9 protein-coding genes and 2 pseudogenes are annotated in these 13,690 nt (G+C 65.2%); 2 read left to right on the top strand and 9 right to left on the bottom strand.

Annotated features, from left to right (window positions below; translation table 11 throughout):
* Nucleotides 1-2: 2 nt before the first annotated feature.
* Complete coding sequence (locus AKN84_RS20585; protein WP_050422534.1) at nt 3-311, bottom strand: polyhydroxyalkanoic acid system family protein; 309 nt, start codon at nt 309-311, stop codon at nt 3-5.
* A gap of 164 nt (nt 312-475) precedes the next feature.
* Here AKN84_RS20585 and AKN84_RS45790 point away from each other — a divergent pair, with 164 nt between their 5' ends.
* Complete coding sequence (locus AKN84_RS45790) at nt 476-640, top strand: DUF3309 family protein (protein ID WP_074125080.1); 165 nt, start codon at nt 476-478, stop codon at nt 638-640.
* Between the two features lie 220 nt (nt 641-860).
* Here AKN84_RS45790 and AKN84_RS20580 read toward each other — a convergent pair.
* Nucleotides 861-3,427: pseudogene (locus AKN84_RS20580) on the bottom strand (DNA polymerase ligase N-terminal domain-containing protein); the annotation flags it as partial.
* A gap of 181 nt (nt 3,428-3,608) precedes the next feature.
* Between AKN84_RS20580 and ku the strand changes: the two are divergent.
* Nucleotides 3,609-4,490, top strand: a complete 882-nt coding sequence (gene ku, locus AKN84_RS20575; protein WP_050422533.1) for a non-homologous end joining protein Ku — start codon at nt 3,609-3,611, stop codon at nt 4,488-4,490.
* Nucleotides 4,491-4,634: 144 nt separating this feature from the next.
* On the opposite strand, the gene AKN84_RS20570 is transcribed toward ku, so the two are convergent.
* From AKN84_RS20570 to AKN84_RS20540, 7 genes and pseudogenes are all read right to left on the bottom strand, one after another.
* Nucleotides 4,635-4,874 (bottom strand): DUF6496 domain-containing protein, encoded by a 240-nt coding sequence (locus AKN84_RS20570; protein WP_050422470.1) that lies wholly within the window; start codon nt 4,872-4,874, stop codon nt 4,635-4,637.
* A gap of 54 nt (nt 4,875-4,928) precedes the next feature.
* The gene (locus AKN84_RS20565; RefSeq protein ID WP_050422469.1) at nt 4,929-5,618 is read right to left on the bottom strand and encodes a response regulator; all 690 of its coding nucleotides are present in this window, start codon (nt 5,616-5,618) and stop codon (nt 4,929-4,931) included.
* Nucleotides 5,615-8,326 carry a sensor histidine kinase gene (locus AKN84_RS20560; RefSeq protein WP_050422468.1) on the bottom strand — a complete coding sequence of 904 codons (2,712 nt, stop codon included), beginning with the start codon at nt 8,324-8,326 and terminating at the stop codon, nt 5,615-5,617. The genes AKN84_RS20565 and AKN84_RS20560 overlap by 4 nt, the downstream gene beginning before the upstream one ends.
* 39 nt (nt 8,327-8,365) lie before the next feature.
* Nucleotides 8,366-8,970 (bottom strand): annotated as a pseudogene (locus AKN84_RS20555) (K(+)-transporting ATPase subunit C).
* A 116-nt stretch (nt 8,971-9,086) separates the two neighbouring features.
* Complete coding sequence (kdpB, locus tag AKN84_RS20550; RefSeq protein ID WP_050422467.1) at nt 9,087-11,198, bottom strand: potassium-transporting ATPase subunit KdpB; 2,112 nt, start codon at nt 11,196-11,198, stop codon at nt 9,087-9,089.
* Between the two features lie 24 nt (nt 11,199-11,222).
* Nucleotides 11,223-12,926, bottom strand: a complete 1,704-nt coding sequence (kdpA, locus tag AKN84_RS20545) for a potassium-transporting ATPase subunit KdpA (RefSeq protein ID WP_050422466.1) — start codon at nt 12,924-12,926, stop codon at nt 11,223-11,225.
* Nucleotides 12,927-13,045: 119 nt separating this feature from the next.
* Nucleotides 13,046-13,135: a K(+)-transporting ATPase subunit F gene (locus AKN84_RS20540; RefSeq protein ID WP_016846764.1), complete on the bottom strand. Its 90-nt coding sequence runs from the start codon at nt 13,133-13,135 to the stop codon at nt 13,046-13,048.
* Nucleotides 13,136-13,690 lie beyond the last annotated feature (555 nt).

The following is a 13,690-nucleotide window of genomic DNA, read 5'->3' as shown; positions in this document are numbered from 1 at the left end:
CATCAGCGCTTGGTCAGCAGCAACTGCCCGCTCTTCTGAATGGCGGCCTGCGCAACCTCGGCGAAGCGTTGCAGCAGCCACGGCAACGTCACCTCCAGCCGCACATTGGTATCCTCGACATCGAGATGTCCGGCCGCGACCTGCCCCAGCGCGCGGACGCGAAAAATCATGCGGTTGTTCTCCCAGCGCTCCTCGTCGACGCTCATGACCGGCACGTTCGCCGCTGCGCGCGACAAACCGGCTTTCAAGCGACGCATGGCCTCGTCGCGGCCGAGGCTGTGGGGAATCGAGACGATCAGCGGAGCCGACATCGCGGTGCACTCCTCCATGGATTCCGTTCATGTAGTTCCGTTCCACCGCAAATGGAAGATCACACAGTTTTATCGCGCCGCTCAATCCGGAACCTTCATAGTTGCGGGTTGTTTCCTCCCCCGAAGGCAGAGACGACAGGCCCGCGGGGCTGAGGAGGATTGAGATGTCACTTGGAACGATCATTCTTATTATTCTGATCATCGCACTGCTCGGCGGCTTCAGCGGCATCGGCGGCGGACCGTTCTATGGCACCGGCTATTACGGCGGCGGCGGCCTCGGCCTCGTGATCGTGATCCTCCTGATCCTGCTGCTGCTCGGGCGGCTATAGCGTCGCGCGTACCGCGGACTATCCGCATCGACACCTGTCATCACCCGCGCGAAAGCGGGTGATCCAGTATTCCAGAGGCGCCAACGATTGAATCGATCAGCCGCAGCGTACTGGATACCCCGCTTGCCGCCTTCGCTAAAGGTTCGGCGGGCCCAGCCCCTTTACCCCGGCGAAGCTTGGCGAAGACGGGTCGCGGGGTATGACGAAGAGAAATCGCTCACTGTGCTGCGAGCTGCTTCATCGCCGCCTTGATCGAGGACGCAGCCTCGTCATAGCCGTCCCAGGCCTTGGTCTTCACGAGCAGCCCCGGCACCGACCGCACCGTGTATTTCTTCGGATCGAGATCGCCGCGCACCTGGGTCCAGGTCAGCGGCATCGACACGGTGGCGCCCGGACGCGCCCGCGGCGACAGCACCGCGACCGCGGTCGAGAGCCGGTCGTTGCGCAGATAGTCGAGGAAGATCTTTCCGGTGCGCTTGGCTTTCGACATGTTGATCAGATAGCGCTCGGGATCATCCTGCGCCATCCACTGGCAGATGCCTTGCGCGAACGCCTTTGCCTCCTTCCAGGTCACCTTGTCCTTCGCGCCTGACAGCAGCGGCGCCACGACGTGAAGGCCCTTGCCGCCGGTGGTCTTGCAGAAACTCTCGAGGCCGACCGCGGTCAGCCGCTGCCGCATGTCCTTGGCGGCGTCGATCACGTCGGAGAATGCGACGTCGGGCGCCGGATCTAGATCGAACACCAGCCGGCCCGGCGTGTCGTAGGCATCGGGCGCGCAATTCCAGGGATGTAGCTCGAGGCCGCCGAGCTGCGCGACCGCAGCAAGCCCCTCGATCTGGTCGATCTGCAGATACGGCTTGCGATCCCCGGACACCTTGGCGAGCTTCAGCAGCTTCGACGTGCCGGCCATCGCGTGACGCTGGAAGAAGGTCTCGCCCTTGATGCCGTCGGGCGCGCGCACGATCGAGCACGGCCGGCCCCTGAGATAGCCGATCATCCATTCGCCGACCGCCGCGAAATAGTTGGCGAGGTCGAGCTTGGTCACCGGCGCGCCGTCGCCGGCGTCGGGCCACAATGCCTTGTCGGGATGGGAGATGGTGACACCCATCACCTCGCCGGATGGTTTCCCTGCTGATCGCCCTTTCGCCATCGGCTTCACCACGTTGGTTACGACCGGCCGCTCGGCCTCGACCTCATGCGCCGGCTTGTCCCGGCGCAGGCCTTTGAACGCCGCCTGGCGGATATTCTGAGCGTCGGTCCAGCCGGCGAACTCGATCTCGGCGACCAGTTCGGGCTTCAGCCAGTGCACGTCGCGGGTCTTCTTCGGCGCATTCTTGCCGCCGAACGGGCTGGTGTCTGATGCCGCCGCCTTCAGCGCCGGCATGATGCGGCGGACGGTGTCCTGGCCGAAGCCGGTGCCGACGATGCCGACGAAGGCGAGATGATCGTCGCGATAGACCCCGGCTATCAGCGAGCGGAATTTGCCGTTGGTGGTCTTCCAGCCGCCGATCACGACCTCCTGGCCGGCGCGGATTTTCGTCTTGGTCCAGTCGTCGGAGCGGCCGGAGCGATAGGCGCCGTCGAGCCGCTTGGAGACGATGCCTTCCAGGCCGAGCTTGCGCGCCGAATCCAGCACGGCATCGCCGCGCTCCTCGAAATGCTCGACATAGCGGACCAGGGGATTGCTGCCCTTGCGCGCCGCGAGCAGCGCCTTCAGCCGCACCTTGCGCTCGGTGAGCGGCAGCAGGCGGAGATCCTCCTTGCCGGCAAACAGCAGGTCGAACGCGAAGAAGATCAGCTGGTCCGTCTTGCCGTCCGACAACGCTGCCTGCAGCGTCGAGAAATGCGGCGTGCCGTTCTTGTCGAGCGCGACGATCTCGCCGTCGATCAGGGCATCCGGCAGCTTGCCGGCCTCCTTCACGATGGCGCCGAACTTGTCGGACCAGTCGAGCCCCTTGCGGGTCTTCAGCACAGCCTCGCCATCCTCGATCCGCAGCTGCACGCGGTAGCCGTCGAACTTGATCTCGTGGCACCAGCCCGCAGCATTCGGCGGACTCTCGACCGCGGCGCAAAGCTGCGGCGAGACGAAGTTCGGCATGTCGGACACCGGCTTCGGCTTCGCGTTCGGCGGCGCCTTCAACTTTGCCTTCAGTTTTTCTTTGGGCGCCGGCGCCTTGGTCTTCGCGCGCGCGTCCGCGGTCACGCCGTGATTGGACTGCCAGACCGCATCCGCCTTGGCCCTGCCGTTCCCCTTGGCCAGCATGAACGGCTTCGGCGCCCGGCCCTTGCCGGCCGCGATCTCTGCCATCGAGCGGCCGGAGGCGACCGAGCGGTCCTCGTCGAGGATCGCCTCGCCATTGCCCTCGACGGCGTACTCGTCGCGGTGCTTGATCAACAGCCAGTTGGTGCGCTTGCCTCCGAAGCGGTCGCTCTTCATCCGCACCAGCACCCAACTGCCGTGCAGCTTGTCGCCATGCAGCGTGAATTTCAGGTCGCCCTTCTTGAAGCCGCGCTCGGGATCGTCAGACTCCCAGGTGCCGCGATCCCACAGCTGCACGGTGCCGCCGCCATACTGGCCTCGGGAATGGTGCCTTCGAAATCGCCATAGTCGAGCGGATGATCCTCGACCTCGACCGCGAGGCGCTTGTCATGCGGATCGAGCGAGGGCCCGCGCGTCACCGCCCAGGACTTGAAGACGCCGTCGAACTCCAGCCTGAAATCATAATGCAGCCGGGTCGCGTCGTGCTTCTGGATCACGAAGCGCCGCTGCTTCGCTGGTGCGACCTTGACGTCGCCCGACGGCTCATTGGTCTTCTCGAAGTCGCGCTTCTTGCGATAGGTGGTGAGATTTCTCAGCGACACGTGCAGGCCTCGGCGCAAATGGCGGCCGCCGCGGGCGCGCGGCCGTCAGGAACCAAAACCTACGGTATCCGTTCAAGTTCCAAACTCAAGCTGTTTGGAGACGATCATGGCCGCTCCCCGCGCCTACTGGAAAGGCACGCTCAAACTCTCGCTGGTGTCTTGCCCGGTGGCGCTCTATCCGGCCTCGACCACGGTCGAGAAAACCCGCTTCCACATGATCAACCGGGAGACCGGCAACCGGCTGAAGCAGCAGATGGTCGATACCGAGACCGGCGATATCGTCGACGGCGACCAGAAGGGCCGTGGCTACGAGGTGAGCAAGGGCAAATATGTCGAGATCGAGAAGGACGAGCTCGAGGCGGTGCAGATCGAGAGCAACCATACCATCGATATCGACAGTTTCGTGCCCGAGGGCGAGATCGACAAGCGCTATCTCGACCATCCCTATTACATCCGGCCCGATGGCAAGGCCGGCGTCGATGCCTTCGCCGTGATCCGCGACGCCATGAAGGACCAGGACCGCGTCGCGCTGGCGCGCATCGTCCTGACCAACCGCGAGCACGTGATCGCGATCGAACCGCTCGACAAGGGCATGCTCGGCACCACCCTGCGCTACCCCTACGAGGTGCGCGATGCCGACGATTATTTCGACGACATCAAGAGCCCGAAGGTGACCAAGGACATGATCGAGCTCGCCGGCCACATCCTCGACAGCAAGGCCGCGCATTTCGATCCGTCGAAATTCAAGGACGAGTATGAGACCGCGCTCAAGGCCCTGGTCCGCCGCAAGGCCGCCGGCAAGCCGATCAAGGCGGCCGAGCGCGAGGAGAAGCCGAGCAATGTGGTGAGCCTGATGGACGCCTTGAAGCAGAGCTTGAAGGACCGGAAAGGTGGCGCGCGGCGTTCCACGGCGCGCCGGCCGACCTCGCATCGTCGTGCTGCCAAGAAGGCGCACAGGTCGAGCGCGCGGTCGCGGAAGGCGGGCTAATCCCTCTCCACGTCATTGCGAGCCACCCGGTCGGCGCGCAGCGCCGCCGGATGACAGGCTCCGCGAAGCAATCCATCTCTCCGCGCGCTTGGAGGGATGGATTGCTTCGTCGCTTCGCTCCTCGCAATGACGGGGCGATAGATGTTACCGCTTCTTCGCAGCCTTGCGCTTCTTGGCCGTCTTCCTCTTCTTCGCCGTCTTCTTGGACGCCTTCTTCGGCACCTTGCGGCCCTTGGCGCGCGCCTCCGACAGGCCGATCGCGATCGCCTGCTTGCGGCTCTTCACCTTCTTCTTCGAGCGGCCGCTGCGCAGCGTCCCGGCCTTGCGCTTCTTCATCACACGCTCGACATCGCTTGATGCCTTCCGCGAGTATTTTCTTGCCATGGCTTCTCTCCCGGTAAGGGAGAACAAGCCTCGATCTGAGCGAAGGTTCCGAAGCTAATCCGCCGCGCGCAGCCGATAGCCGATGCCGGTCTCGGTCAGCACGAATTGCGGGCGCTCGGGATCGGCCTCGATCTTCTGACGGAGCTGGCGCACATAGACGCGCAGATATTGCGCGTCGGTCAATTCGTCCCACAATTCCTTCAAGAGGAAGCGGTGGGTCAGCACCTTGCCGGCATGCTGCACCAGCACGCGCAGCAGGTCATACTCCTTCGGCGACAGCTTGATCTCGCGGTCAGCGACCTTGACGATCCGGCGCACCAGATCGACCGAGAGATCGCCGGAGCGGAACACCGGCCGCTCGCCCTGCACCTGCAGCTGGTGGCGCAGCGCCGCGCGCAGCCGCGCCAGCAATTCATCCATGCCGAACGGTTTTGTCAGATAGTCGTCGGCGCCGAGATCGAGCGCCTGCACCTTGCCGGCCTCGTCGCCGCGGCTCGACAGCACCACGACCGGAACGCTCTCGTTGCGGCCGCGGATCATGCGCAGGAGGTCATGGCCCTGGATGTCGGGCAGTCCGAGATCGAGGATGATCAGCGCCGGCTCCTCGCCAAGCATCTCCAGCGCGATCTTGCCGTTTGACGCTTCGAGGATGTCGTAGCCCTGCGTGCTCAGTCCCATCCGCAGCAGCTTGCGGATCGGCGGCTCGTCGTCGATGACCAGGACCTTGATCGGCGTCGCGTTCATGCAGCAGTGTCCAGCGCGTTGGTGTCGGCCGGGATCGGCAGGCGGATGGTGATGACGGCGCCGCTCCGGTCGGAGCGGTTGGCCGCCGCGATCGTGCCGCGCATCGCCTCGACGAAGCCGCGCGAGATCGCCAGGCCGAGGCCGGTGCCGGGGCGAACATGATCGCCCTTCTCGGCGCGATAGAACTTGTCGAACACGCTTTCGAGCTCGGCGGCCGGAATGCCGTTGCCTTCATCGAGGATCTGCAGCGCGATGGTGTCGCGGTCGCGCGCGCCACGGATCGAGATCGTGGTATCCGAGGGGGCGTATTTGGCGGCGTTGTCGAGCAGGTTGAACAGCACCTGCTCGAACAGCACGGCGTCGAGCTCCAGCATCGGCAAATCGGCCGCAAGCTCAAGCGACACCCGGTGATGCACCAGGATCTTGGCGGCACGGCGCAGCGCGCTGCCGACGATTTCGCCGACATCGTGCCGCGCCGTGTTCGGCACGATGGCGCCGGATTCCAGCTTGGTCATATCAAGGAGATTGGCGATGAAGCGATTGAGCCGCTCGGACTCGTCGATCACGGTGGCAAGCAGATCGTGCTTCTGGGCGTCGCTGAGGTTCGTCCCGAGATCGCGCAGCGCCGAGGCCGACCCGAGCACCGAGGCCAGCGGCGTCTTGAGGTCGTGCGAGATCGAGGTCAACAGCGCGCCGCGCAGCCGGTCGGATTCCACCGTGCGCTTGACGCGGTCCATGTCCTCGACCAGCAGCACGCGCTCGATCGCGAGCGCCCCCTGGTCGACCAGCGCATCGAGCAGCCGGCGCTGGTCGGGCGTCAGCAACGGTCCGGTGCGGTCGTCGTCGATGCCGATGACGCCGATCGGGCCGCGGCCGGTGCGCATCGGCAGGAACAGCCTTTTGCCACCGGGCAGCGTGTCGGAGCCGCGGCCGGCCGGGCGGTCGTTGCCCCAGGCCCAATTGGCAGCGGCAAGATCGGCCTGATCGAGCTGATCCTCGGGCGGATAGCCGCTCTTGACGGTCAGCATCCCGTCCTCCGGCAGCAGCAGCACCACGCGCACCTTGAGCATCAGCGCGATCTGGTAGGCTGTCGCCCAGAGCACGTCGTCGAGCGTCGCGGTGCCGGCGAGCTTGCGGCTGAAAGCGTAGAGCGATTCGGTGGTGCGGACGCGGCCGATCGCGGTGTCGGCCTGGGTGCGCACCCGCGCCGCGACGTTGGAGACCAGGAGCGCGATCAGCATGAAGAAGAAGAACGCCGCGACATTGGTCGGGTCGGTGATCGTGAAGGTGTAGACCGGCGGCAGGAAGAAGAAATTGTAGCACAGCGAGGCGGCGACGCTGGCCAGCAGCGACGGCCACAGGCCGTAGCGCGCCGCCGCGCCGACCACTACGGTGATGAAGACGAGGTCGACATTCTCGATGCCGAAGACCGGCTGGATCAGCTTGGCCGCGCCGAGCCCGATCGCCGTCAGCAGCAGCGCCATCAGGTAGGGCCGCGGATTGAACGGCTCCTGCCGCTGCGCGGTCTGCACTGCGGCCTTGCCGACCGGCAGCTCGTCGCCGGCGATCACGTTGACACTGATATTGCCGGCGCGGCGCACCAGATCGTGCACCACGGAGCCGTGGGTCAGCTCGAACCAGCGCGAGCGCGTCGACTTGCCGATGATGATCTGGGTGACGTTGTTGGCCTGGGCGAAATTGATGACGTCGTCGGCGATGCGGCGGCCGACGCCGGGAAGGGTCAGCGCCTCGCCGCCGAGCGATTCGGCAAGCCGCATGGTGTCGGCAAGCCGGTCGCGCTGCTCGTCGCTCAGTTGCAGGCTGCGCCGCGTCTCGATGCTGACGGCGGTCCATTGCGCATGCAGCCGGTCGGCCAGGCGCTTGGTGTAGCGCACGAGGCCGGCCGCGCGAGGGTCCTCGCTCAGGCAAACGAGGATGCGCTCGCCTGCGGCCCAGGGCCCCTGGATCGCGTTGGCCTGCATGTGATTGAGCAGCTGCTCGTCGACCCGCTCGGCGGTGCGGCGCAACGCCAGCTCGCGCAGCGCGGTCAGGTTGCCGGGCGAGAAATAGTGCTCCAGCGCCCGCTCGGCCTGCTTGGGCACATAGACCTTGCCCTCCTTCAGCCGCTGGATCAGGTCGTCGGGCGTGAGGTCGATCAGCTCGATGGCATCGGCGCGATCGACCACCGAGTCGGGGACAGTCTCCCGCACCCGCACATGGGTGATCTGCGCGACGACGTCGTTGAGGCTCTCGATGTGCTGGATGTTGATCGCGGTGTAGACGTCGATGCCGTGCGACAGCAGCTCCTCGACATCGAGATAGCGCTTCGGGTGCCGGCTGCCCGGCGCATTGGTATGGGCAAGCTCGTCGACCAGCGCGAGCTGGGGCCGCCGCGCGATCACGGCGTCGAGGTCCATCTCCTCCAGCGTCTGGTCGCGATAGGCCAGCCGCTTGCGCGGTATCACCTCGAGGCCTTTCAGCAGCGCCTCGGTCTCCATCCGGCCGTGGGTTTCGACGACACCGACCACGACGTCGACGCCCGCCTTGAGGCGGGCGTGGGCGCTCGAGAGCATCTCATAGGTCTTGCCGACGCCGGGGGCGGCGCCGATGAAGATCTTCAGCCGCCCCGAGCGATCGGTCTCCCGGCGCGCCGCTTCCAGCAGCGCATCCGGCGAGGGTCGTTTATGGGGGTCACGCTGATTGGCCATACCGCAATATAGTCATCCTGCGAGAGCGGGCCTACTCCCCTATTTCGCCTTGGCTGCGTCGAGCGCCAGGTTGAGCGCAAGAACGTTAACGCGGGGCTCGCCGATCACGCCGGCGAAGCGGCCCTGCGTGTTCCGTGTCACCAGCTCACGCACCGCATCTTCGGACATGCTGCGCGCCTTGGCCACTCGCGGCACCTGGAACAGCGCTGCGTCCGGCGAGATGTCCGGATCGAGCCCGCTTGCCGAGGTGGTGACGAGATCGACCGGCACGCTGGCGGTCGGGTTTTCCGCCTTCAGCTTCTCGACATCCTCCTTGACCCGGTCGTTCAACGCCTTGCTGGTCGGGCCGAGATTGGAGCCGCCGGAATTCGCCGCGTTATAGGGGGCCGGAACGGTCTTCGTGGAATCGTTCGGATCGGGCGCGACCGTCGCCGACGCCGGCCGTGGAAATATTTCTCCTCCTTGAACTCCTGCCCGATCAGGGCGGAGCCGACCACCTTGCCGTCCTGCTCGATCAGGCTGCCTTGCGCCTGCTTCGGAAAGATGACGCCGGCGATCGCCGTCATGGCGAGCGGATAGGCAAAGCCCGTGATCGCGGTCAGCAGGACCAGCACGAGGATGGCGGGACGAATTTCTCTCAGCATGATAACTCTCCTAAGTCTCCTTCGTCATTGCGAGCGAAGCGAAGCAATCCATGGATCGGCACAAAGGATGGATGGATTGCTTCGTCGCTTTGCTCCTCGCAATGACGGTTACGGGGTTAAGCCAGGCCCAAGGCGGCGACGATGAGGTCGATCGCCTTGATGCCGATGAACGGGATGATGATGCCGCCGAGCCCATAGATCATCAGGTTACGGCCGAGCAGCGCGCCGGCGCCGACTGCGCGATACTTGACGCCCTTCAGCGCCAGGGGAATCAGCGCGATGATGATCAGCGCGTTGAAGATGATCGCCGACAAGATCGCGCTCTGCGGGCTGGCCAGATGCATGACGTTCAGCACCTGAAGCTGCGGATAGAACGCGAGGAACATCGCCGGGATGATCGCAAAGTATTTTGCGACGTCGTTGGCGATCGAGAACGTGGTCAGCGCGCCGCGGGTCATCAACAGCTGCTTGCCGATCTCGACCACCTCGATCAGCTTGGTCGGGTTGGAATCGAGGTCGACCATGTTGCCGGCCTCGCGGGCGGCCTGGGTGCCGGTGTTCATGGCGACACCGACGTCGGCCTGCGCGAGCGCCGGCGCATCATTGGTGCCGTCGCCGCACATCGCGACCAGCTTGCCCTTGGACTGCTCGTCGCGGATCAGCTTGAGCTTGTCCTCGGGGGTTGCCTGGGCCAGGAAGTCGTCGACGCCCGCCTCGGCCGCGATCGCGGCCGCGGTCATCGGGTTGTCGCCGGTGATCATCACGGTGCGGATGCCCATCCGGCGCAATTCGGCAAAGCGCTCGCGGATGCCGCCCTTGACGATGTCCTTGAGGTGCACGACGCCGAGCAGCTTGCCGTCCTTGGCCACCGCCAGCGGCGTGCCGCCGGCCTTGGCGATCTCGTCGGCAATGGCCTGGATCTCGCGCGCTTCGGCGCTCATCGTCGCCGCGACGGCGCGGACGGTATTGCCGGAAGCAACCGCACGCGGCGCGCCGCCGTCGACATAGGCAAGGATAGCGTCCACCGCGCCCTTGCGGACTGAGGACGCGCCGGCATCGATGCCGCTCATCCGGGTCTGCGCGGTGAACGGCACGAAGGTCGCGGCAAGCTCGTGCATGTCGCGGCCGCGGATGCCGTACTTCTCCTTGGCGAGCACCACGATCGAACGCCCCTCCGGCGTTTCGTCGGCCAGCGAGGCGAGCTGCGCCGCGTCGGCGAGGTCCTGCTCGGAGACGCCGCGGATCGGGCGGAACGCGGTGGCCTGGCGGTTACCGAGCGTGATGGTGCCGGTCTTGTCGAGCAGCAGCGTATCGACGTCGCCGGCGGCTTCGACCGCGCGGCCGGACATCGCCAGCACGTTGAAACGCACCAGACGGTCCATGCCGGCGATACCGATCGCCGACAGCAGCGCGCCGATCGTGGTCGGGATCAGCGTGACGAACAGCGCCACCAGCACCACGACGGAGATCGAGCCGCCGGCGTAGGCCGCATAGCTCGGGATCGTCACGGTCGCGAACACGAAGATGATGGTGAGGCCCGCCAGCAGGATGTTGAGCGCAATCTCGTTCGGCGTCTTCTGCCGCTCGGCGCCCTCGACCAGCTTGATCATGCGGTCGATGAAGGTCGAGCCTTGAGCTGCGGTGATACGGACACGGATCCAGTCCGACAGCACCTGGGTGCCGCCGGTGACCGCCGACCGGTCGCCGCCGGATTCGCGGATCACGGGCGCAGACTCGCCGGTGATGGCGGCCTCGTTGACCGACGCGACGCCTTCGATCACCTCGCCGTCGGACGGGATGTTGTCGCCGGCCTCGACCAGCACGATGTCGCCGACCTTCAGCGAGGTGCCGGGCACCATGCGATAGGTCCGGTCGGTGCCGGTCAGGAGCTTGGCCTGGCTCTCGGTGCGGGTCTTCTTCAGCGACTCCGCTTGCGCCTTGCCGCGGCCTTCGGCGACCGCCTCGGCGAAGTTGGCGAACAGCACCGTGAACCAGAGCCAAAGGATGATCTGGAAGGTGAAGCCGAGATTGGCGTTGCCGGTGACGAGGTCGCGCACGAAGATCAGGGTGGTCAGCGCCGCCACGACCTCGACCACGAACATCACCGGGTTCTTCGCCATCAACCGCGGATCGAGCTTGACGAACGCCGACTTGATCGCCGGCACCAGGATCTTCGGGTCGAGCATGGTCGACGCCGTCACCTGCTTCTGCAGTCTTGTGGTTTCCATGGATGTCACTCCGGACATATCTGATCAAAACAGGGTGCTGGCGTTCATCGCGAGGTGCTCGACGATCGGCCCGAGCGCCAGCGCCGGGAAGAAGGTCAGACCGCCGATGATCAGGATCACGCCGATGACGAGGCCGACGAACAGCCCGCCGGTGGTCGGGAAGGTGCCCGCCGAGGCCGGGATCGACTTCTTCTCGACCAGCGAGCCTGCGATCGCCATCGCCGGCACGATCATGAAGAAGCGGCCGACGAACATCGCCATCGCGAGCGTCAGATTGTAGAACAGGGTGTTGCCGGTGAGGCCCGCGAAGGCCGAACCGTTGTTGCCGGTCGCCGAGGTGAAGGCATAGAGCACTTCGGTGAAGCCGTGCGGGCCGGCATTGGCCATCGAGGCCACCGCCGATGGCAGCACCACGCCGACCGCGGTCCAGCCGAGATACATCAGCGGCAGCACCAGGATCGCGAGCATCGCCATCTTGACCTCGCGCGCCTCGATCTTCTTGCCGACATATTCCGGGGTGCGGCCGACCATCAGGCCGGCGACGAAGATCGCCAGCACGACGAACAGCAGCATGCCGTAGAAACCTGCACCGACGCCGCCGATGATGACTTCGCCGAGCTGCATGTTGATCAGCGGGATCATGCCGCCGAGCGCGGTGAAGCTGTCATGCATGGCGTTGACCGCACCACACGATGCGGCGGTGGTGACGACGGCGAACAGCGAGGACGCGACGATGCCGAAGCGGACCTCCTTGCCCTCCATGTTGCCGCCGGTCAGATCGAAGGCATGCAGGATGGAAGTGCCGTTGGCTTCCGCCCAATAGGTGACGGCGACGCCGGCGACGAACAGCACGCCCATCACGGCGAAGATCGCCCAGCCCTGGCGTTGATTGCCGACCATACGACCGAACACATTGGTCAGCGCGGCGCCCAGCGCGAAGATCGAGATCATCTGCACGAGGTTCGACAGCGCGGTCGGGTTCTCGAACGGATGCGCGGCGTTGGCGTTGAAGAAGCCGCCGCCATTGGTGCCGAGCATCTTGATCGCGACCTGCGAGGCGACAGGCCCGAGCGCGATGGTCTGCTTGCCGCCTTCCAGCGTGGCGGCATCGACATAAGCGCCGAGCGCCTGCGGCATGCCCTGCCAGACCAGGAACAGCGTGTAGACGATGCAGATCGGCAGCAGCACATAGAGCGTGCAGCGCGTCACATCGACCCAGAAATTGCCGACCGTGCGCATCGACGAACGGGTGAAGCCGCGGATCAGCGCCATCGCGAGCGCGATGCCGGTCGCCGCCGACAGGAAGTTCTGGTGGGTCAGGCCCAGCATCTGGACCAGATAGGACAGCGTGCTCTCGCCGCCGTAGTTCTGCCAGTTGGTGTTGGTGATGAAGGAGATCGCGGTGTTGAAGGAGAGATCCTCGGCAACCGCCGTCTGTCCGGCCGGGTTGAACGGCAGCACTGCCTGCAGCCGCATCAGGCCGTAGATCAGGGCGAAGCCGCCGACATGGAACAGCAGCATGGCGACGGTATAGGTCAGCCAGTGCTGTTCGCGCCGTTCGTCGACGCCGCCAACCCAGTAGATGCCGCGCTCGACCGGGCGCAGCACCGGGGAGAGGAAGGTGCGCTCGCCGTTGAACACGCGGGTCATGTACCAGCCGAGCGGTTTGACCAGCGCGATCACAACAGCGCAAAACAGAAGTATTTGAATCCAGCCGATGACGGTCATCGCGTCAAACCTTTCGAATGGGAGCGAAGCGCAGCAGCGACGCGAACATGCCGAGCAACAGCCCGGTCAGCGCCGCGTCGGCCAACAGAATCGTGCAAAGCGCAGACATCGCGGGCCGCCTAGAAGCGTTCGGGCCGCAGCAATGCGTAAGTGAGGTAGAACAACAGGCCGAGCGAAACGAGGCCGGCGAGCGAGTAATCGAAGATCATCGCCGCCTCCGTTACAGCCGTTCGCAGGCGTAGGCGTAGCCGATGCCGGCCGCGAAGAAGCCGATCGCCAGCGCCGCCATAAGAATGTCCATCATGAGAGACTCCTTTGCATCCGAGGGGCGCGGGCGACCGTATAAGCGCTCCGCACCGGATCGCCGTGAGGTGCCATCCGGGGCATAGGTTTTCGAGAGGTGGCGCATAAGGACGTTATAGGAATCGTATAAGTGCCGAGCCGCTCTGCGCTGTCGTCCTGACGTGGCAACGAATCCCGATAGGTTGTGCAAACGCTTTCGCTTGCTTCCACCCTCCCCTGGAGGGGGAGGGTCGGTTCGCATGCAGCGAAGCGGAATGCGAAACGGGGTGGGGTGATCTCTTAACACGGGCACTGTTGGACGCGGAGGGACCGTCACCCCACCCCGCTTCGCATCGCTGACGCGATGTGAAGCGACCCTCCCCCTCCAGGGGAGGGTAAGAACGGCGCCGGTTCCATCTTTATGGAATCCCTATATCTCCGACCCTCCCCTCATCTCGTTTTCAAATGGCGGTCCGGCCATT

It is taken from the genome of Bradyrhizobium tropiciagri, from assembly GCF_001189845.1.
GTDB lineage: Bacteria > Pseudomonadota > Alphaproteobacteria > Rhizobiales > Xanthobacteraceae > Bradyrhizobium > Bradyrhizobium tropiciagri.
Note: the sequence above shows the minus strand (reverse complement) of the source record. Positions and strands in the feature narration are given on the sequence as shown.

Excerpts from the sequence above, each read along its gene's own strand:
- AKN84_RS20585 (WP_050422534.1), bottom strand. The coding sequence starts at position 311 with ATGTCGGCTCCGCTGATCGTCTCGATTCCCCACAGCCTCGGCCGCGAC.
- AKN84_RS45790 (WP_074125080.1), top strand. The coding sequence starts at position 476 with ATGTCACTTGGAACGATCATTCTTATTATTCTGATCATCGCACTGCTC.
- ku (WP_050422533.1), top strand. The coding sequence starts at position 3,609 with ATGGCCGCTCCCCGCGCCTACTGGAAAGGCACGCTCAAACTCTCGCTG.
- AKN84_RS20570 (WP_050422470.1), bottom strand. The coding sequence starts at position 4,874 with ATGGCAAGAAAATACTCGCGGAAGGCATCAAGCGATGTCGAGCGTGTG.
- AKN84_RS20565 (WP_050422469.1), bottom strand. The coding sequence starts at position 5,618 with ATGAACGCGACGCCGATCAAGGTCCTGGTCATCGACGACGAGCCGCCG.
- AKN84_RS20560 (WP_050422468.1), bottom strand. The coding sequence starts at position 8,326 with ATGGCCAATCAGCGTGACCCCCATAAACGACCCTCGCCGGATGCGCTG.
- kdpB (WP_050422467.1), bottom strand. The coding sequence starts at position 11,198 with ATGGAAACCACAAGACTGCAGAAGCAGGTGACGGCGTCGACCATGCTC.
- kdpA (WP_050422466.1), bottom strand. The coding sequence starts at position 12,926 with ATGACCGTCATCGGCTGGATTCAAATACTTCTGTTTTGCGCTGTTGTG.
- AKN84_RS20540 (WP_016846764.1), bottom strand. The coding sequence starts at position 13,135 with ATGATCTTCGATTACTCGCTCGCCGGCCTCGTTTCGCTCGGCCTGTTG.